This is a genomic window from Nostoc sp., from assembly GCF_036916575.1.
Taxonomy (GTDB): Bacteria; Cyanobacteriota; Cyanobacteriia; order Cyanobacteriales; family Nostocaceae; genus Nostoc.
Map to the genome: position 1 here is coordinate 63,640 of NZ_JBALGC010000054.1, position 21,106 is coordinate 84,745.

General features: G+C 41.6%; 17 protein-coding genes. 7 read left to right on the forward strand and 10 right to left on the reverse strand.

What is annotated here, in order from left to right:
- Positions 1-517 precede the first annotated feature (517 nt).
- Positions 518-682 (forward strand): hypothetical protein, encoded by a 165-nt coding sequence (locus tag V7L29_RS12620; protein ID WP_334735679.1) that lies wholly within the window; start codon positions 518-520, stop codon positions 680-682.
- 300 nt (positions 683-982) lie between these two features.
- Positions 983-1,924, forward strand: a complete 942-nt coding sequence (locus tag V7L29_RS12625) for an N-acetylmuramoyl-L-alanine amidase (protein ID WP_334735680.1) — start codon at positions 983-985, stop codon at positions 1,922-1,924.
- A gap of 1,208 nt (positions 1,925-3,132) precedes the next feature.
- On the opposite strand, the gene V7L29_RS12630 is transcribed toward V7L29_RS12625, so the two are convergent.
- The 6 genes from V7L29_RS12630 to V7L29_RS12655 all read right to left on the reverse strand — a co-directional run bounded on the left by V7L29_RS12630 (position 3,133) and on the right by V7L29_RS12655 (position 12,425).
- Entirely contained in the window at positions 3,133-5,361 is a 2,229-nt protein-coding gene (locus V7L29_RS12630) for an EAL domain-containing protein (protein ID WP_334735681.1), read from the reverse strand.
- Between the two features lie 569 nt (positions 5,362-5,930).
- Positions 5,931-7,238: a CO2 hydration protein gene (locus V7L29_RS12635; protein ID WP_334693993.1), complete on the reverse strand. Its 1,308-nt coding sequence runs from the start codon at positions 7,236-7,238 to the stop codon at positions 5,931-5,933.
- Positions 7,239-7,332: 94 nt separating this feature from the next.
- A complete protein-coding gene (locus V7L29_RS12640) occupies positions 7,333-8,829 on the reverse strand; it encodes an NADH-quinone oxidoreductase subunit M (protein ID WP_334735682.1) in 1,497 nt (498 codons plus the stop codon).
- 104 nt (positions 8,830-8,933) lie between these two features.
- Complete coding sequence (locus tag V7L29_RS12645) at positions 8,934-9,647, reverse strand: carbonic anhydrase (RefSeq protein WP_334693991.1); 714 nt, start codon at positions 9,645-9,647, stop codon at positions 8,934-8,936.
- Between the two features lie 51 nt (positions 9,648-9,698).
- Positions 9,699-11,576, reverse strand: a complete 1,878-nt coding sequence (locus V7L29_RS12650) for an NAD(P)H-quinone oxidoreductase subunit F (protein ID WP_334693990.1) — start codon at positions 11,574-11,576, stop codon at positions 9,699-9,701.
- Between the two features lie 663 nt (positions 11,577-12,239).
- Positions 12,240-12,425 carry a hypothetical protein gene (locus V7L29_RS12655; RefSeq protein WP_334693989.1) on the reverse strand — a complete coding sequence of 62 codons (186 nt, stop codon included), beginning with the start codon at positions 12,423-12,425 and terminating at the stop codon, positions 12,240-12,242.
- A gap of 286 nt (positions 12,426-12,711) precedes the next feature.
- On the opposite strand from V7L29_RS12655, the gene V7L29_RS12660 reads away from it, so the two are divergent.
- On the forward strand, positions 12,712-14,361 hold the full coding sequence (locus tag V7L29_RS12660) for a 4-coumarate--CoA ligase family protein (protein ID WP_334735683.1): 1,650 nt from the start codon (positions 12,712-12,714) through the stop codon (positions 14,359-14,361).
- Between the two features lie 15 nt (positions 14,362-14,376).
- Complete coding sequence (locus V7L29_RS12665) at positions 14,377-15,789, forward strand: thioester reductase domain-containing protein (RefSeq protein ID WP_334735711.1); 1,413 nt, start codon at positions 14,377-14,379, stop codon at positions 15,787-15,789.
- A gap of 112 nt (positions 15,790-15,901) precedes the next feature.
- Here V7L29_RS12665 and V7L29_RS12670 read toward each other — a convergent pair whose 3' ends face one another.
- Both V7L29_RS12670 and V7L29_RS12675 read right to left on the reverse strand, forming a co-directional pair.
- Positions 15,902-16,846: a putative 2-dehydropantoate 2-reductase gene (locus tag V7L29_RS12670; protein WP_334735684.1), complete on the reverse strand. Its 945-nt coding sequence runs from the start codon at positions 16,844-16,846 to the stop codon at positions 15,902-15,904.
- Positions 16,847-16,876: 30 nt separating this feature from the next.
- Positions 16,877-17,020 (reverse strand): hypothetical protein, encoded by a 144-nt coding sequence (locus tag V7L29_RS12675; protein ID WP_334735685.1) that lies wholly within the window; start codon positions 17,018-17,020, stop codon positions 16,877-16,879.
- Between the two features lie 388 nt (positions 17,021-17,408).
- On the opposite strand from V7L29_RS12675, the gene V7L29_RS12680 reads away from it, so the two are divergent.
- Entirely contained in the window at positions 17,409-18,059 is a 651-nt protein-coding gene (locus V7L29_RS12680) for a hypothetical protein (protein WP_334735686.1), read from the forward strand.
- An 8-nt stretch (positions 18,060-18,067) separates the two neighbouring features.
- On the opposite strand, the gene V7L29_RS12685 is transcribed toward V7L29_RS12680, so the two are convergent.
- Entirely contained in the window at positions 18,068-18,208 is a 141-nt protein-coding gene (locus V7L29_RS12685) for a hypothetical protein (RefSeq protein ID WP_334693984.1), read from the reverse strand.
- 554 nt (positions 18,209-18,762) lie between these two features.
- Between V7L29_RS12685 and V7L29_RS12690 the strand changes: the two genes are divergently transcribed.
- Entirely contained in the window at positions 18,763-19,806 is a 1,044-nt protein-coding gene (locus V7L29_RS12690; RefSeq protein ID WP_334693983.1) for a cyanophycinase, read from the forward strand.
- Positions 19,807-20,021: 215 nt separating this feature from the next.
- Positions 20,022-20,186, forward strand: coding sequence for a hypothetical protein (locus V7L29_RS12695; protein ID WP_334693982.1), 165 nt, complete (start codon positions 20,022-20,024; stop codon positions 20,184-20,186).
- 46 nt (positions 20,187-20,232) lie between these two features.
- On the opposite strand, the gene V7L29_RS12700 is transcribed toward V7L29_RS12695, so the two are convergent.
- Entirely contained in the window at positions 20,233-20,973 is a 741-nt protein-coding gene (locus V7L29_RS12700; protein ID WP_334735687.1) for an SDR family oxidoreductase, read from the reverse strand.
- Between the last annotated feature and the right edge of the window lie 133 nt (positions 20,974-21,106).

Sequence of the window (21,106 nt, forward strand, 5' to 3'; positions counted from 1 at the left end):
CCTTAAAGTAGGGCGTAAATCCAGCTACCATCTCAATTAACCAGACAAGTTGCTCAGAGCAAGTTGTTAAAGGTAGGCAAACTGACGCCGTGCTGTACTAGTACCGCAAGGCGGAAGTCAAAAGTCAAAAGTATTATGGAATGAGCTTTTTAGGGATTTTAAATGGTTGCTCGTCTTGCAAAGTGACGCTCCTCTGTTACAAAGTTCTGATGCCTACGGCGGGCTACGCCAACCGATAGCGCAGCGTAAAGCCTTCTCTTCTCTTTCAGAGACGAAGACAGCGAACGAGAGGCTTGTCTGCGACACGCTCCGCGAACGCCAACGGCATAGCTTCTCTTCTCTTTCAGAGACGAAGACAGCGAACGAGAGGCTGCGCCAACGCTTAGAGCGAGTCCGCGTTCGCGCAGCGTCTCGTAGAGAGCGTCGGAAGCCTCTCTACGAGACGCTTCGCGTAGCTTGCTTCCACGAAGTGGTACGGCTCAGACTTTGCGCTGCGTCGAAGAGGCTGCGCTAACTGATGCCGAAGGCGGGCTACGCCAACGGCGGGAACCGCCGCTCAACGCCAGTTCCTTTAAGTGAGGGAACCCCACCAACGGACTGGCTCGACTTTGCGCTATTTCCGCCGTGCTGTACTAGGTACATTTGTCATGGCTTTCTACTTTTACAAGGCGTTATTATCTGAATCATGGAGGCAATTGCTGCATTTCAATTTATTGCAAAAATTAACTGGTTATTCTTGATTTTGATAAATTATAATTGTTGTATTTTTGGCGAAAATATACCTTGTAATTAAGTGATTTTATCACATAAAATTTGCTATTAAGGTTCGCCCAAAAACTGATGTTGTCTACCAGCGTAGTAATGCTTAAAAGAAAGCGGTCATTGCCAACAAGTACTTCAATAAATTTATTAACAAAACTTTGTCACTATAATTGGAAGAGTTTGGAACTAGTGTAAAAATAAGTAAGTTGAGGATAAAATCATGAAATTCGGAATTGATAGCGGGCACAATTGTCCACCAGACACAGGAGCCAGAGGGATTAAATTTGAAGATAATTTAACTCTAGATGTAGGTAATAGAGTTATAGCTAAGTTAAGAGCTTTGGGGAATGAAGTCGTAGTATGTAGACCAAGTAGTGCTAGTACAGTTCGAGAATCGCTTTCAAAAAGATGTTCTACAGCGAATGGGAGTAAAGTAGATATTTATGTCTCAATTCATTTTAACTCCTTTAACGGACAAGCTAATGGCACAGAAGTATTTGCAACTAGCGATACTGGGAGTAAAATCGCTAAACCTGTATTAGATGAAATCGTCAAATTAGGATTTTTTAATCGCGGCGTTAAGAGTGGTTCTCACTTATTTGTTCTGAAAAATACGGATATGCCTGCGATTCTTGTAGAAGGTTGCTTTGTGGATTCGCAAAAAGATATGAATCTTTTTAATCCGGAAGCAATGGCTAATGCGATCGTCAAAGGCTTAACTGGTAAAGTGTCAAGTGTTCCTGTTAACCCCGTACCAGATGAAGAAGGCAACGTAGATACGACTATTCAAAGACTGCAAAAAGCCTTAAATCGACTCAAAATAACTGATAAAAACGGTAAGGCGTTAGTGGAAGATGGCTTCACCGGAGCTAACACAAAATCTGCCGTAGAAAAATTTCAGACTATTATCGGGGTTCAGCCGACTGGAATTACTGATTCAGCTACATGGAATGCCATAAATCTAATTTTGGCAAAACGAATACTCAGACCAAACCATGCTGGTAATGCAGTTGTCAGATACTTGCAATACCGTTTAGGTGTTGATAATGATGGCGTTTATGGCCCGCAAACAGAGGCTGTAATTAAGAACTTTCAAAAGCAAAATGGTTTAGATGCCGATGGGATTGTCGGACCTGCTAGCTGGCAGAAATTAATTGGTTAGGCTGATGGCAAATTGCTCATCTAGATTATAAAACTATAGCGATCGCAAATGTAAATTTCTGCATCCTATAGCTATTTTCACTTGAGATAGGGGGGTCAGCTACTGAAGCTGAAGCCCCCTTTTAAAGTTCTAAGCTGTTCGTCATCTAGTTTTACAAGGCAATCTAAGATAAGAAACGGTTTCAGGCGCTAAATTATCAAATTTAAATGCGCGACAGCTTATATCTTGATGGTCAAAATTGCTCGAAAAAATTTGACATCAGGTAGATAAAAAAATCAAGCTCAACCTATTGAGTAAGTTAAAGGGTTAAAACCCAAAATACATACTCACACTTAAGCATTAGTGGGACTTACAGCAGTTTTCATGTATTTGAACCACATCTGTCGTAGGGGCACAGCAATGCTGTGCCCGTAGAGCGTGGTCTATTTACCTGAAATACGCTGTATCCCTCTTCTGTCACTTTCCATAGATAAAAATCTGAAATACTTGCTGCACAAGGGTTTCAGTCTAAAGCAATGATAACGTTTATCATATTAGGAAATAAAGTCACAAACCCAGTCCCAGTCAAAGTTTTAAACATTCCTTTTGATTTTTGTTTTCGGAGAGTGACAAAAGCGGGGTATGTGAGTTTGGGCTATTTTTGAGCATTTGGTGTATTTCCTTTACCCTGCATGGGTTTGAGGCTTGTTTCTCTCTCAAAAATGTTTAAGTCCCGGTAGGAGCGTCACTTTTCAAGACAGACATCGCCTGAAGCCGTTAACCTAAAATAATTAAAAGAAATAACCAGGGCGTAGGAAATCATCTATGCTGCTGACAGGAATATGTTCAACTTAACCAGGTTTGCGTTTGATAATTATCAATCGCACTTGGTCACAGGTAATTTCCTATCGCTCTGGTACTTTTTTGGCGGTGAAGTTTCGCCAAAAATATAAAAGTCAAGGGCTTTTCAAGCCTATAACATTTGTTATGACTTTGTTGTATAAATAAACACAATTTTTCTAGGTTTCAAAGCCAAAGAAAGCATCAGCAGTGTTTTTTTCTAAGTTCCTGGCGCGAGTGCTCGCTACCTCCAGCCAATATTTCAGGAATTTCAGTGCGATCGCCGCTAAAATTAAACTGCCAATGCTCTGAGCGCCCGTCGAGCTAATTTTACGTAAGTTGAGGGAATGCGATTATCCTTATGCCAATACTCGCTCTGTAGAATGTCTTTAATTATAAATTATTCGGTTAGCATCCTCACAATTCATCTGCACCACACAATTTCTTCCTTGTGCTTTTGCCTTGTAGAGTCCCTGGTCAGCAGCAGCAATTAAGGTTGCAGGAGATAATTGGCTATGAGGAATGATGGTTGCGACACCAAGACTTAGCGTGATGAATTCACTGACATGAGAATGGTGATGAGGCATTTGTAATGCACTAACATTGCTCTGAATATCTCTTGCGACTGTAATAGCCCTTTCGCTATCAGTATTCGGCAAAATGACTGCAAACTCTTCTCCACCATAACGAGCAACTAAATCACCAGGGTGTTTACCTGTCTGAGAGATTGCCTTGGCAACCTGTCTAAGTGCATCATCTCCTGCCAAATGTCCATGCGTATCGTTGTAAAGCTTAAAGTAATCGACATCACACAAAATCAAAGATAGTGAGCCTTGCTCGCGTGCCAACCGTTGCCACTCCGCGTTGAACGTGTCATCAAAACAGCGTCGATTTCCCACTTGGGTTAGACCATCCGAACAGGCAAGGCGCTGTAATTCCTGGTTTGCTTGTTGTAATTGATGGTACAGTTCTGATTGCTGAATAGCGATCGCAGCTTGACCTGCTAACTGGTTAAACAAGTTAATCTCCGATTGCTGCCATTGTCTGGCTTGACGGCATTGGTGAGCGATCATTAGTCCCCACAAACGCTCTTGCTGCAAAATGGGCACGATCAGGTTTGCCCTGATTTCTAAACTCCGCAGGAGGTCAATATGACACGGGGATAGTCCCGCAGTTTCAATGTCTTCGATCGCTTTGGTCTTACCTTGTTGATAGTAAGCTGCACGGCTAGGTTGAAAGCACGTGTCCATAACGTGAAATCCCAGAATGGACATGCATCCTTCTGCTAAGGATTCTACAGCGACTAAACCACTCCAGTCTGGCTCAAACTGGTAAATCACCACTCGATCTACCTCAAATAGTTGTCGCACTTCGGCTGCTGTGGTTTGCAAAATCTCATCTAACTCCAACGATTGTCGAATGCGCTGCGTCACAGCTGCGACAATTCGCTCAGACTCACTTTGCTGTTGAACCTGCTGCTCAACCACCTTACAATTTGCCGATGCTACAGTTAACGCGATCGGATCAAAGTAAGGGGTTGTAGTGACAGGAACTGCACTGGGTTTAGCAATCAAATGGCCTTGAGCAAAAGTTGCACCTCGTTCTTGCAGCCAGTTCAGTTCCTCAATGCACTCAATTCCTTCAGCAACAGTCTGGATATTTAACTTTTGAGTAATCTCTAGAAGCTTCTCGGTAATCGAGGCTTTGTAAAGGTTTTGATGCACATCTCGAATTAACTCCATATCCAGCTTGATAAAGTCTGGACGTAACTGATGCAACAAGTTTAAGTTGGAATAGCCAGAACCGAGGTCATCAAGAGCGACTAAAAACCCAGCATTCCGGTAGTATTGAAGCACTGTTTTGAGGTGGGCTAAATCTTGAGGATTGTCTGACTCCACGACTTCAAAAACAACCCGATCATGGGAAATGCCGGCAGCATCAATTGCTTCTACCGTACTACGTAGGCAAAAAGCTGGGTCATAAAGTGACGTTGGTGCAAAATTGATGAAGATGTGCCCACTTACTTGATAGCGGCTGACTTGAGTAATTGTGCTCAAGCGAGCAACTTGGTCAAGTTGTGGTAGAAGTCCGGCTTCAGTTGCTAACTCCAGAATTGGTCCCGGTAGCACTAAATTGCCTTGTTCATCCAGTCCCCGCAAGAGCGATTCATATCCAAAAATCTTCGATGTATCCTTAATATAGACAATGGGTTGGAAGTAACTGGTGAATCGCTCCGTTGCCAGCATTTCAACCAGCCAGTCGGATTGGTTGAACTTAATGAAGCGTTGTAATGAGGTTATGTCACTAAAATCATGGAGTTGAGGTTGGATAGCGCCTCGAATGAAAAGGACTTGTGTCTGTTTTAATTCTCTCGGTGCAAGTAGTTGAGCCAGGTTACGGGCAATTTCTAGGGACTCTCCGGATCTACAGTCCAAACTCAAACCTGGTCGCTCATGCATCAGTTCATACTTAAGGGCAAACTGCTGTAGGTAGGAGGTAACTTTTTTTAAGGTATGTGGAACGGGAAACCACAGAAAGAGCCTGCCTGCTTCCTTAGTCCGGCAGCGTGTAACATTGCGACAAGCACAGGTTTTGGAGATAGGACATATTTGGCTCATAGCTAACTAATTTACTCAATCCAATTTCCTTTATTATTCCCACTATTTTTCTTGGAAAAGATAAACTAAACTTCAAATAGATGAAGATTTGATGATTTCAGCAAACTAAATATTTTCGTTGAACTGTTGACTTACCAACATATCCCCAAATTTATCCTAAATGCTCAACTATTTGCCGATATATTTTCTGCAAATAAGTAAGTTTATCAGCATTTAGATAACAATTTAATCTATTGAATGCATAGTGGGACTTAAACAAAAAACATCCATAAAATAGCCTCAAATCTATATACACAAAGACTTTGACATCGTTAGGCTTAGTTTCTTGATATATCTGGGTTTGAGCCATTTTTGAGTATTTGGTGTATTTCTCTTACCCTGTATGGGTTTGAGGCTTGTTTGTCCCGAAAAAATGTTTAAGTCCCGATAGGGATTTGAGTAATGTTTAATTTATTAAAGGCATGATTTTAATCAAATCCATAGATATTTATCAGGAAAAACCGTAAATCCACTATTAGTAAAAAAGCCCCCCTTTTTCAGGGGAGCCAGCGCAGTATAGGAGGGAGATATTATCTATAATCTTGCTCTTGAATACTTCGCAAACGTGCAGCATCACGAATGTTATATTCAAGTCGAGTAAAGCGATTTAGCTGCATCTCAAAAAAATCTCGATTGGCTTGCAAATGCTTGATATTTTGGTCATCTAATGGATATAAAAGTGCAGTTCGCAAGGCTTGAATTACCGCAGAAGTGACACAGTACATTGACCGTTGAAAACTAACTCCCAACTGAATCAACATATCTTGTTCACCTCGGCAATGTTGGCTGTAGTAATCAACAAGATATGGTGGCAAAAAATGCAACATATCTTGCATTAATAATGTTGGCGGAATGCCAGCAGTACCCACTGGAAATACATCAGCGTAAAGAATACCATAGTGAAAATCTTTCTGGTCTTCCGGTACTTGACGCGCTTGAGCATTATAAGATTTTGTTCCCCGGAAGGGTGCAGTGCGGTAGAAAACTGCTTCGACATATGGTAATGCAGCTTCATATAGCCACATGAAACCTTTGGATTTGGGGATAATTTCGTAGCATTCACCACGAATATAAACGTGATGATAAATGGGACGACCTGCGATCGCGAATATACCATTAACTAAGAAACTCATCGCTTCTGGAACGCTGGTAATCGTGCCTTCGTCATAGCGGTCAGACATTTCAAAGAATACCGGGGCCATGACTTCCCAGAATAAGCCCAGATTAGCGTAGTATGACATCTGGCGACACTGTTCTAAAAACATATCGGGGAACAGCTTGTACAGTCCCAGCATTACGGGGTTGCCTTGGAAGTAAGCTTTAATTGCTCTGTCGGCGTTGGCTTTGTATTCTTCAGAATCTAGGTAAGGGTCAAATTGTCCACCCATTCCTCTATGCCACAACATCGCCCGCATACAAGCTTCAGCAAATTCCATGTTAATGCGATCGTGGAACAAGTGGTGCAGCAACTTTGGCATTTTGAAAGTTTCACCCTTCTCAATAAATGCCAAAAGTTCTGGATGTGCAGTAGCTTCACCGCGCCAAATTCGTAAATCGGCATCATCGCCAGCGTAATGATTATGCAGTTCTAAATACTCTTTGGGTAAAAAGTATTTAAACAAGGGAAGCGGGTTTAAAAATTCGCGTTCAGCAATATAAAGTAGGTCGCGCCAGTAAAAATCCATCGGCACAGCATAAGCTTTGTATAAACCGATGATTTGCATCAAATTTTCTGGGGTATCGGGTAACATTGCACCGCCTGCTTCTAAGCGATGAATTACTTCAGCAAATTCGTGCTTTGAAGGAGGTAACTTAGTCGCTATCTTAATTGCTGTCATGGTAATGGTATTTGCTAAATTGCGTAAATTTCTAGCTAATCAAATTCACAAACTCTGCGCCTTTTTGCGCTACTCTGCGTTTAAATTCCAACTCTCAATTATTTACTACTTCAGAGATTACGGTTTTTTCTAAGGAAGGAATTGCAGCCGCCATTGCTGTAGTTGTGGGTTCACTCCAGCGCACTAACCAAATGGGTTGTACTCCTAAAAAGATGATAAAAGCTGCCAAAATTAAAGCTGGCATTTTCTCAGACCATAGGACTTTGGGATAGTAGGCTAAGTTATCGAGTCTGCCAAAACAAGTGCGGTTGAGGAGGATGACGAAATAAACTGCGGTTAAGCCACTAGCTACTACACACAAAATTGTCGAGATGGGAAAGGCAGAAAAGCTGCCTTGAAAGACGATAAATTCAGCGACGAATCCTGTTAAACCGGGAATACCTGCACTAGCCATGCCGCTTAAAACTAGTAAGGCACTAATTAAAGGTAAGCCGCGTATAGGACTCATCAAACCATTGAGTTTATCTAACTCGCGAGTGCCGACTTTGGCTTCCACGACTCCCACCAAGTGGAAGAGAATCGCCAGGATGATACCGTGGCTAAACATTTGGGCGACTGCACCAACGAGTGCTAGGGGAGTACTAGCAGCAGCAGCTAGCAATACATAGCCCATGTGGCCAATAGAACTGTATGCTACCATGCGCTTGATATCTTTTTGAGCGATCGCAATTACTGCCCCATAGATAGCGCTGACTGCTCCCCAAATTGCCAAAGTCGGTGCAATAATACTCCAAGCATGGGGAAACATACCCAACCCAAATCGCAGCAGTCCATAGGTTCCCAGCTTTGCCAACACACCACCGAGAAGAATTGCAATTGGTGCTGAAGCCTCAACGTAAGCATCTGGTAGCCAAGTATGGAAGGGAACTAAGGGAATTTTGATGCCAAAACCTAATACTATTCCTGCTAGTAAAAGGATTTGCTTTGCTGTTGACAGGTTTTCTGTAGAGACTGCATCAAAAGCAAAATTGGTAGAACCACTCAGCCACACCATACCTAAAAATGTTGCCAGAATTAATGCTCCCGAAACGGCAGTATAAATCAGGAATTTAATTCCAGCATAACCCCGTTTTTCCCCTCCCCAAATGGAAATTAGTAAATAAAAGGGGATTAATTCTAGTTCGTAAAATAAAAAGAATAGCAGCAAATTTTCTGCTAAAAAAGCACCTGCAACTCCTCCACTAACTAATAAAATCATGGAGTAGAACAAGCGAGGGCGTTCAGTTTCTTTACTACTGCTGTAAATAGCAATCCACGTCAGCAGGCTATTTAACACCAACATCAATATAGAAAGCCCATCAGCTCCTAATTGATAACTCAAACCGAGAGTTTCATTCCAGGGAAGATATTCTTCAAATTGCATCCCAGGATTACTGATATCAAATTTCAGCAGGATGAAAAGGTTCCAGAGAAAAACTACCGCTGAAAAAATTAATGCTGTCAACCGAATGCGATGATTAGGGATATTTACAGGTAATATTGCTATGAAAACAGCAGCCAAAATTGGAAGCCAAATCAAAACACTTAACATGGTAATTTGGGATTTTAGGAAATTGGTAATTGTGATAAATCTCTCTGTCCCTCGTTTCCAGTGGTAGACTGGAAACGAGAAAACAAGATTTGAGTGAAAAAAACCTAGTCTACTCTAGTGATTCTGCCAGTGTCTAAATCATAGTAACCACCAACTATTGTCAGTTTTTCTTCATCTATTAACTTAGATAAAACTGACGATGATTTCAACTTTTTAATTTGTGACAAAATATTTGCTTTACAGGCGTTTTCTACCTTATCTCCTGATTGCTCTTTTGTGCTTTCTACACTTGGTCTAATTGCCTCAAGCAAACTGCCAATTTGTCCTGGTACTTGAGCGCCTTTGATTGTAGCATCTACCGCACCACATCTTTCATGCCCCACTACCATAATTAATTTGGAACCTAATACTAAGCTGCCAAATTCTAGGCTACCAATTTCTTCTCGTGTAGCAATATTACCAGCTACACGGCAGACAAATAAATCTCCAAGTCCTTGGTCAAAGACAATCTCTGAAGGCACTCGTGAATCTGCACAACTTAGAATAGAAGCAAAGGGCTTTTGACCTTTGGCAACTTCGGCTAAACGTGAATAGGTTTGGTGGGGACTGCGACGTTTTCTGTTGACAAATCTATCATTCCCATCTAATAACTCTTGCAATGCCTTATCAGGGGTAATATCATCTTCTGCTGAGGCTTTTTCGGGCGCAAGTAAGTTTGAGCCAAGTCCTGCTGTCAATATACCTGTACCGATCGCACCTGCACCAAACTGGAATAAACTCCTTCTGGAAAGATTTAATTGGGAATGCTGTATGCTCATGTAATTATCCTCACAATATCAAACTATTAACTTTTAGTAGGATAGTTATTGCTACCTAAACGTCGAGATTTGAAAAATCAAATTTAAAAACTGCACTCCCCAAAATGGCCAAGTTACCCATATTCCTAAAACGCCTACTCCTAAAAGAACAGTGAAGGCATAAAACTGGGTTTGTCCAGAAGTGCTGTATTTAAGACTTTCACCACCTAATAGCGAAAACAAACCAACTAAATTAACGATGCCATCGACTACAAAGCGGTCAATCATATCAGCAAGCTGGGAAATTTTGGCAACACTGAAAATAATGGTCATCCGATAGAGTTTGGGAGTGTAAAAGTCGTATGCGATTAAGTCTTGTAAACCTTTCCAAGGAAGACGAATCGGTTTAGGAATATTGCTTAAATAAATCACACCAGTGATAGTGCAACCAAAAATACTCGACCACATTAAAAGTAGTGCGACATCTTTATTTAGGTTTGCCCAATCTGGTAAAAGTGATAAGTTTTGCAACACTAAAGGAAGATGTAGGTTCAAGCCAAGTAAGATTACCATCGGCAGAGTCATTGGCCAGTGAGCTTCAGGCGATCGCTGGGCCATTTGTCTAGCTTTACCGCCAAAAATTAAAGCGAATTCTCTGGTCAAACTCACAGCTGTCAAAGCATTTACAGCTATTAATACTCCCACTAACCAAGGTTGAGTTTCCCACAACCCATCTGCTAATTCCATCAGCGCCCAAAAGCCACCCAATGGTGGAAAACCAATTAACCCCAAACTTCCAACGATAAAGGCGATTGCGGAAATTGGGCGGCGTGTCCACAATCCACCAAGTTGGGTTACGTCTTGGGTGATGCTATTCCAAATAATTCCGCCAGTACTCATCACCAACAATGCTGCGGATATGGCGTTGCTAAGGACTAACGACAGCGCTGCTTCGTCTTGTTGCACCCCCACAGCGATGAACACTAAGCCCATGTATGCACTGACAGAATAGGATTGACAGCGTTTTAGGTCAATTTGGGCGATCGCAATTAAAGAAGCACCCACGGCTGTCACCGAACCAATTCCCACCATCGTCGCGGAAACTATCGGCGACAGGCTTAACACAGGTTGGAGTTTAATCAGCACCCATGCACCACTAGCGACTACTACCGAATTCCGCAAAATTGTACTGGGAACAGGGCCTTCCATCGCTTCATCTAACCATAAATGCAGGGGAAATTGGGCACATTTACCCATCGGGCCAGCAATTAAAGCTAAACCCACTAGTGTAATTGCTGTTGGGTTGACGTTGGCAGTAGTCGCCCACTGGGCTAGTTCTGTATAATTCCAAGTTCCAGCGAGAGGCCATAATGCCAACACGCCCACCAGCAAGAATAAGTCTCCCACCCGCTTGGTTAAGAAAGCATCTCTTGCACCTGAGACTACCAACGGCTGGCTAAACCATAAGCCGACTAGCAGATAGGTTCCTAAAGTAAGGATTTCCAGAATTATATAACTGAAGAACAAGTTATTACACAGAGCAAGGGCACATAATCCCGCTTCAAATAATCCCAACAAAGAATAGAAGCGTCCCCAACCCCAATCCATTTCCATGTAGCCGATCGCATAAATCTGCGCCAGCAAATTCAAGCCAGTAATCACAACCATAGCGCCGACACTCACCGAGGAAATTTCCAAAGCAATTGTCAGGTTTAAACCAGCCGTAGATAACCAAGGAATAAATACTTCTTGGGCTGGCTGATTCCAAGTTGCTTGTAAGGCGATCGCACTATGTACAAACGCCAAAAATGTCATCACCAAGTTTACATAACCCGCCGGTCTTGGCCCCGTTTTCCGAATGATTCCCGGCGACCACGGCACGGCTAACAAGCCACCTATTAAGGCATAGCAAGGAACTAGCCAAACAGTCTCAAGTAGAAACTGAGCCATCAACTTACCTCTAGATTTTCATTAAAACTTCTGGGTTTGGAATCAACTTATGTTGATCCCAGTCACCTAGCGAGCACAGATAATCAAAATTTATCTTTGCTTAATTTGTTAGAAACAGCTTACCGTTATATGTGTCACAATGGAATTAGTTTATCTAAATAAATCTGAGATGATTACTCTAATTAATTCTTATATAATAAACTATTTGATTAATCAATAATAGCTATAATTTATTATTTATGAACTGAATCTGGTATTAATCAATAGTCATCATTAGTTTTATCAATTGACATACAGCAGATTGCAACTTCTCTACCTTGGGCTACGCCAAGGTGAGGTACAGATAATCGTAGGGAACATGGCTGTGCCCCTACCCGTGTACTTCATTTACCTGAAATACGCTGTAAATGAAAAGAGACGCAATCACTTGCATCTCTAAAAATCGATTAGGTAGGTAGGTATAATTAAATGTAATATCTGTCATTGCGTTCGCGTAGCGCCTCGTAGAGAGGAGGAACCCTTCCCCTTCGCCTTGGTCTTTACCAAGAAAAGGGTAACAATCACTCGCAGGCATTGCGATTGCTTCTTTTCTGTTTACGAGACTAAGGCAACGCCATGACAGTCGATATTATATTTATTTACACCCATCTACTTAAATTTAATTTATATTTGCGTGATTTTGTCAACCTGCCAGTGAGAGATAGCAATTGCAGGTGCTGAGTAAACTTGACTGATGGGGGCGGGTATCATGTCCCGGTAGTCCAGGAGTTGGACTAGGATAAGGTAGGCGATCGCTAGAATGACAGAAATCGCACCTGTAAGAATGGCAATTATTTTCGAGCGGTTCATTAGTATTTCCTATAATGCAAGTTATTGTGCTGTGCCTATCTCTACATTAATACTTGAATACTTGAGACACACACCACAGACTTAGCGATGGGTGCAACGGACTGCGCCTAAAGGCGCTACGCATTCATGAGCGAAAATGCGGTGTGGCTGTACCTCCCGTATTATTCGCGTCCTCACCCCTGAAGGACGTAGCAATCTGAAAATTTTTTGGATTTTCAAATTGCTACTGGTGGGCTTTCTGCTCTAATACTTGTAAACCTAACTTTTCTCTATCTAAGGAAACCCGATGATTTTTCGCAGTACAGAACCAAATATCTCCATCCCTGAACAGCCCTTAACGGAAATTGTCTTGCAACGAGCGATAGAATTTGCTCTTCAACCAGCGATGATTGACGGGCTAACTGGTCGAACAATAACTTATAGAGAACTAGCAGACTCAATTGACAGGGTGGCTGCTGGTTTTGCTGCGAGGGGTTTTTCTAAGGGGGATGTAGTTGCTATTTATAGTCCTAACTGTCTGGAATATCCAATCGCTTTTCAGGCGATCGCTAGTTTAGGTGGAGTTAGCACCACGGCAAATCCATCTTATACAGCTAGTGAACTTGCATATCAATTAAATGATGCTGGTGCTAAATATTTGCTGACAGTACCGGAACTGCTAGAACGCGGATTAGAGGCCGCTAGTCAGTCAAAAGTTGAATCAGTATTTGTGTTTGGTAACGCTGCGGGTGCAATCCCATTTTCTGTACTTTTAGAAGATTTTGACGACTTACCAAAAGTACAAATTAATCCCAAAGAAGACGCGGTTGCTTTGCCCTATTCTAGTGGCACAACTGGTTTGCCTAAAGGTGTCACACTGACACACTATAATCTAGCAGCCAACGTGTACCAACTTTCAAACCGCGAGTTGATCAGTTCAGCAGACACAATTATTGGCATTCTCCCATTCTTTCATAGCTACGGACTGCAAATTTTCTTAAACTATAGCCTTTATTGCGGTGCTACCGTAGTTGTGATGCCGCAATTTGATTTAGAGACTTTTTTAAGACTTGTACAGCAGTATAAAATTACTCGCGCTCATTTAGTACCTCCGATAGTCTTAGCCTTAGCAAAACAACCAATAGTAGATAAATACGACCTTTCTAGCTTAAAGATAATTACCAGTGGAGCTGCTCCACTGGGTAATGAACTGACCTGGGAATGCGAACAGCGTTTAAATTGTGTTGTTAAACAAGCCTACGGTTTGACAGAAACCAGCCCAGTAACGCATATCAACCCTGACGAACGTGAAAAAATCAAACCCGGTTCTGTTGGCCCCTGCATGAGAAATACTGAATGTCAAATTGTAGATATTGAAACAGATAAACCCTTGGGTTTCCACGAGCAAGGGGAGCTATGGATTCGCGGGCCACAAGTAATGAAAGGGTATTTAAATAACCCGGAAGCAACTGCAAAAGTAATTGATGCCGATGGTTGGTTTCGCACTGGTGATATAGCTTATGTGGATGAAGATGGTTATTTTTACATAGTTGACCGGATTAAAGAGTTAATTAAATACAACGGATATCCAATTGCACCAGCAGAACTAGAGGCTGTATTGTTATCCCATCCAGCGATCGCTGATGCTGCTGTCATTCCCAGTCCCCATCCAAGTACGGGTGAAGTTCCCAAAGGTTTTGTTGTCCTCAAAAGCGAAGCTACAACTGGGGAAATTATGGAATTTGTCGCAGGACTTGTCGCACCACATAAAAGAATTCGTCGGTTGGAAATTGTCGATAAAATCCCCAAATCAGCTTCTGGTAAAATTTTGCGTCGGCTTTTAGTTCAACGAGAAATAGCAAATATAGGAGAAAAACCACCAGAACCTCAATTGACCAAAAATTTGCAGTTGCTTCAACAACTAGCATCTTCCTTTGACGAAACAAAACGCCAATAACTTCTGGTTAATTACATTAGAGAAAAAGTTATCAAAGTTTTAGGGTTAGATGAATCCCAACATCTAGATTTACAAAAGCCACTAAATGAAATGGGTCTAAATTCTTTAAGCAATATCGACCTGAAAAACCGGATTGATACCGAAATTGGTGTAAACTTACCTATAGAAATTTTGCTGGCAGGGTCAAATATTCATCAATTGGTAGATATATTGCTTGAACAATTAACATCAAAAAGCATTGCTACTAATGATGTCATAGATTTAGAAGCTGAAGTGATTTTAGACCATGCAATCTACCTAGAACATAATTATGACTCATTTCTTACCGAACCAACAGCCATTTTCCTCACAGGAGCGACAGGATTTTTAGGAGCTTTTTTACTGCAAGAACTTCTGCAACAAACTCAAGCTGATATTTATTGCTTAGTTCGTGCTACTGATAATGATTCTGCTCAAATCAAAGTGCAAAATAACTTAGAATATTATGGGATTTGGCAGGATGCTTTTCGGAGCAGAATTATTCCGATTTTAGGCGATTTATCAAAATTTCAGTTGGGTTTGTCAACCGAATATTTTCAAAAAATTGCTAGTCAAATTGATGTAATTTATCATAGTGCAGCTTGGCTAAATTATGTTTATCCCTACGAAGCTTTAAAGCCTAGCAATGTTTTGGGAACGCAAGAGATTTTCCGATTGGCAAGTTTTGGTAAAATTAAACCAGTACATCATATTTCTACCATTGCTGTTTTTGAGTCATCTTTTTATTTTGGAAAAACAGTTAACGAATCAGACCCACTTGCTCATAGCTCTGGAATGAAACTTTCCTATTCTCAAAGTAAATGGGTTGCAGAAAAATTAGCTACTATTGCACGCTCGCGAGGTATTCCCGTTTCTATATATAGACCACCCTTTATCTCTGGTCATAGTCAAACAGGTGCTTGGTATACAGATGATGTTATTTGTCGAATGATTAAAGGTTGTATCCAAATAGGAAGTATGGCTAGTATAACTGACATATTGGATTTATCTCCTGTTGATTATGTCAGCAAAAGCATTGTCTATTTATCAAGACAACGCGAAGCTCTTGGTAAATCTTTCCATTTAAACAATCCTCAACCTATTTCTTGGAAAGAGCTAACTGATTTTATTCGTTCTTTAGGCTATCCCATTAAGCATATTTCTTATCAAGATTGGCAGTCACAGCTTAGTAACCAAGCGCGATCGCAATCACATCCTTTATATCCTCTTTTGCCTTTCTTTCTCAAAAATTCTCCAGAGCCTCAACAAGCTAGAGAACCGGAAATTAGCTGTCAAGCAACGCAGACCGCGCTGGCAGAAAGTTCGATTATCTGTCCTCCGGTAGATACTAAATTGCTGAATACTTATTTTGACTACTTTACTCGTAGCAGTTTTTTGGATGCGAAATGATGAACATTACTAAAACACTTCTTTGTGCTGTTATGTTTAATGACAACGGCGATAATTCTTGAGTCCTGGCGTTGGACGGAGTGCAGAGTAGCAAAAGGAATTAAGCGTTTTTTCAATCTCCCACTCTTCTAATCTCATCCAAAAACTTTAGCTGCTGGTATATACAGCTAATCTGCGGTAAATCCACACCCCTAGAATGCGCTTTCCGTAATGGGTTCCCAAAAATTGCTTCTACTTCCAAAGGCCGCCTTTCGTCGTAGTCAATTTTCATGCTGGTACGATAAGGCTTCATCTTCACAGTGTAATCCAGCATTGTTTGAATGAAGCTATCAGGAATGATGCGTCCGCAACTTTTGGAACCTGCTGCAACTTCATACATCAACTGTTCAACTAATTTGCGGGTGTGGACATAGGACATTAATTTATCTGTTCTAGCGTTGAGAATTACAGACAGTCCATTATAGGGAATATTCCACACCAATTTTTTCCATCGCCCTAGTAATAAGTCTTCAGCTAATTCTATTGAGATACCAGCACGCTTCAAGTCATTGGCAATTTGCCGCATCTTATCAGTAATCCCAGTAGGATCATAGCCAGAAGCATATCCTCCAAGTGTAATTTGTCCATAGTCGAGGTGGCGGATATGTCCTGCTTCGACTTTATTGGAACAAAGAAAACATAACCCACCAATAATGCTGACATTGCCAACTATTTTGGCAACTTCTTCTTCCACCGCCAGTCCATTTTGCAATACCAACACTACCCCATCATCCCTGACGACAGGCGGTAAAATCTGCGGCAATAAATGGTTTTGTGTCGTCTTTAGTGCTACTACCACCACATCGCATTGTGGCATTTTTTCTACATCATTGTAGGCATTGACTTGAGTCAGCGTGAAATCACCATCTTTTGACTCAATAACCAAACCAGATTTACTGACATATTCATAATCACTCTTTAGCAGAAAGTGGACATCTAAACCAGCTTTTTGCAGTTTGGCACCATAAAAACCACCTAATGCACCAGTTCCTAGAATGGCGTAACTACGCTCGGACATTTTGCTAACAATGAGATTTTTCTATGATGATCATAAGGCAAATACGCCGCATACACAGCCAAAAACTGCTGGTGTGGCACTAGGTAGTGAACCACGCTCATGTAATTGTGGCGGAGCTTTTCCCTTCAAGGTTTTTTGACTGGCATTGCTTTGGGCGAGATGATGCACTACCACTAGTTTCCCAGCTTTTTAAATCTCTTTATACTGGCTCTTGACAAAACTTAAAAAACCTTAATTTGTCACGAATCGTTTTTGGCTTTAACCCAAGCGTATTGGGTTAGGGGGGAGTGCGCTTCGCGCACGCTACGCGAACGAGGTTTCAGGTTTTGAGTGCGTAAGTCCTGTTGCTTAAAGGATGTTTGTAAAGTCTACAGTTGTATTAAGATCCCACCGAGCAAGCCTTAAAATCCTTTTGTTAACATAATGCGCTTACCTTGGCAGATGTAATCAGCTGTGTCGCTTCTGTGGTGATTCACCCTTTAAACGTTAAGTTTCAGCTTTGTAATTTTTATCTTGCTTAAAAGATTGTATTCTGATTATTGATTTTATCAACACCCCAGCCATGAAAAATTTGTTTTCATTATTCTTGAGTGCTATCTTATTAAGTGGCACTGTGGCTTGTAATAAAACTAATAGCCAGACCGACAGCACTTCTAGTAACAACAAAACTGCAATCGCTCAACAGACACCTAGTCAGTCAAACAATCAACAAATATCCGTACCTGCTGGAACAAGTTTTGATACTGTTCTTCAACAAGATATATCTACGGCTAAAAGCCAAAATAATGACAGCTTTGTCTTAAAAATTAAGAATTCCTTAGTCGGAGGAAATAAAGTTCTTCAAGATGGTCAAATACAGGGACATTTGGAAGATGTAGTCAAAGCGGCTAAAGGAAACAAAGCAAGTTTACATTTGGTTTTTGATGATGTTTCGCTTAAAAATGGCTCATCTTATCCGATTGATGCAACTTTAGTAAACACCAAATTAGAAACAAAAACTAAAGGTAAGTTCATTCAAAATGCAGGGATTATTTTAGGTGGTACAGTTGCAGGTCATTTTCTTGGTGATAAAGCTAAGTTCAAGCATGGTGGGCTAGCAGGTGGTGCGGCTGCGACTGCTTTCGTTTTGTCTAGCCCTGGTGGAGAAGTTGCCCTTAAAAAAGGTACAAATATTAAACTTCAACTGAAATCTGCTATTGCTACTACTCAATAGACTATCAGCTATAGTGGTGTAGTTAAAAATTCAAAGAAGTGCGAACAGCTTTCATCTGGTGCGCTTTGCGACTTTCCGAAAGTGACTGTGCAGGAGTGCGATCGCATGAAGGCTACTCCTTGATATTCAGGATGAGTGGGTGTAGTCACCTCACTTCTCTACCAGACGCTGCGCGTAGCTTGCTTCGACCTAGGAGTACGGGGAAGTAAAAAGTCACTCATTCAAAAGTCAAAATTAATAATTCCCATAAATAAATTTAGGCGATGCACTGAGCGGCTTGCCCACTTCGACGCCGACTTGTGCGGAGCGTTCGCGTAGCGTCTCGTAGAGAAGCCAAGGTAAGGGAGCCTACGTGGGCTTGTATCATGAGTCTTTGTCGGTCAGGGTGATCGCCACGCTATAAAGGACACAAGCAATGTGAAAATTTTCACAGAGTAGGGCAGAGAATTAATGATTACTCTGGGTTATTATCGCGTTAAAAAACAGTACAAGCCCTGTACGCTGGAAATTCTACCCTCTCTAGTGCCAGAGTTAAGCTAGTGCGCGTCTAAATTGCGGATTTTTCGTTAAAACTGTCATTAGTCCAAAGTCCAATGTAAATACAAGTGACTAACGACCAATGATCAAGGGCGATCGCGAATAAATAAGCAATTAAAATGCGTAACAGCCTAGCAATAATTGCAGTTTGCTCCAGAAGCTTAGTATGACAAAGGCATTCCCAAGCATAGCAAGGCGCTTGAAAAGTACAGGAATCAAGTTGTTGAATATGGGAACCTTCCTAATAACCCGTTTTATCGAAAACTGGAAACGCTACTTCTTGGGTGACACTGTTGATGTCCGCCCCTCCCCCTCCTTTGATGTCCGTTCTTCTTTAGCGGGCCCAGTCCTTAGCTTAGGTGGGGGTGGCCCCGATGTCGATGATGCTATCCAGTGGATGATTAACCAAGTTAGGGGAGGTACTAACTCCTCCACTAAAGTTAATGTTGTAGTTATCCGCACTAATCGTAATCACGATTACAATCGGCTAATTTATGCCATGAGGGGCGTAAACTTTGTGGAAACTCTTGTGATTAGCAATAGGCAAGAGGCAAACAAAGCTGAGATTGTTGAAAAAGTCAAAAATGCTGATGTGATTTTCTTTGCTGGCGGCGACCAGTGTGAATACATCCGCAACTGGAAAGATACCAAGCTTGAAACTGCCGTTAAGTCAGTTTACCTAAAGGGAGGTGGTGTTGGTGGCACTAGTGCGGGTGCGATGATCCAAAGTGATTGTGTCTATGATGCTTGCGCTTCTTCCGAAAAAGGCATTGAAACTAGGGATGCACTCGAAGATCCTTACCGGGACATCACTTTCACTTACAACTTTTTCAATTGGAGCAATTTGAAGGGAACCATCGTAGATACGCATTTCGATAGGCGGGAAAGAATGGGTCGAATTATGACTTTCATTGCCCGTCAAATTAAAGACGGTGTATTTAGCAGTGTTTTAGGCATAGCGGTTAGTGAAAGTACATCGGTTCTTGTGGATAAAAACGGTTTGGTGAAAGTTATAGGTAGGGGTGCGGCGTACTTTGTACTTGGCAATCATATGCCAGAAGTATGCGAACCCCGAACACCTTTGACCTTTTCCAATTACAAAATTTGGAAAGTTCGCAGTGGCGACACTTTTAACTTGAGAAACAGACCAACCTCTGGATACTATCTCAGAAGCGTCAAAAGGGGACGGATTGATTCAAATCCCTATTAAGTGAGAAGTGGGGACAAGGGGGCAAGGTGGATGAACGGGGTTCTAAGGTGGATGAATGGAGCTAAAAGACTCATTAATGAGTATCAAAGGTGGATGAATGGAGCTAAAAGACTCATTAATGAGTATCAAAGGTGGATGAATGGAGCTAAAAGACTCATTAATGAGTATCAAAGGTGGATGAATGAAGCTAAAAGACTCATTAATGAGTATCAAAGGTGGATGAATCCAGTTCAAAGGTGGATGAACCGAGTTTTCTAACTCCTGCTCAATTCCCCATCCTTCCCAATACCGTTCGGTTAAGGAATTTCTTGATTGAGGCAGGCTGTTCTTGGGCAGTTCAAGAAGAGAAGCAGGGGGAAAGAAGAATTACTGAACAATAATCCTCTTTCCTCCCCTGCCTCCCCTGCTTCCCCTGCCCCCTACTTTCTACCAGGGAACCACGCCATTTTCATCAAAAAATCCTCCACTAGAACCATCATCAGGTAGAGTAGCAAGTCTCACTGCTGCTGTGGCTCCCTGTTCAACAGTGCGGTATCCTTGGTGTTGATTAATGTCAGTTGCTGTGAAACCAGGGTCAGCAGCATTCACCTTAATCGCGGTATCTTTAAGATCAGCAGCCAAAATAACTGTGATCGCATTCACTGCTGTCTTTGATGAGTTATAAGCAAGATACTTAAAATCAGCGAACTCACTATTTGGGTCAGAGTTTACAGTCAGGGAACCTAAGCTACTTGATAAATTCACTATTCGCCCTGCTTTTGACTTCTTCAAAAGTGGCAACAGCGTTTTTGTAACTGCAAATACTCCAAATACATTCGTTTCGTAAGTGTGTCGCAGTGTTTCGATATCAACTTGACTAGGTGGAAGGCGATCGCCATCACTTACTATGCCAGCATTGTTCACAAGGATGTCAAGTTTTCCGAATTCGCTCTCGATTTTTTCAGCCGTAGACTCGATTGTTTTTTGGTCGATGACATCAAGCTGAATTGATCGGGCATCGATTTGATTTGAACGAAGTTTATTTGCTGCTTCTTCACCACGTCCGATATCTCTTGCACCAACAAAAACAGTTGCACCTTTAGAACCTAATTGGCGTGCAATTTCATACCCGATACCTTTGTTTGCACCTGTAATTAGCGCAACTTTGCCTTTTAAATCTTCTGACATATTACTTCTCTATTTTGATAAACACTGACACTGTTACTATCTTCGAGCAAATCTAATGTATAAGAAGTATGTGTCAACACAACATTCAGGATTTAGTAATCCTACATAAGTAGTGATTGGCTGTTGTGTTTCC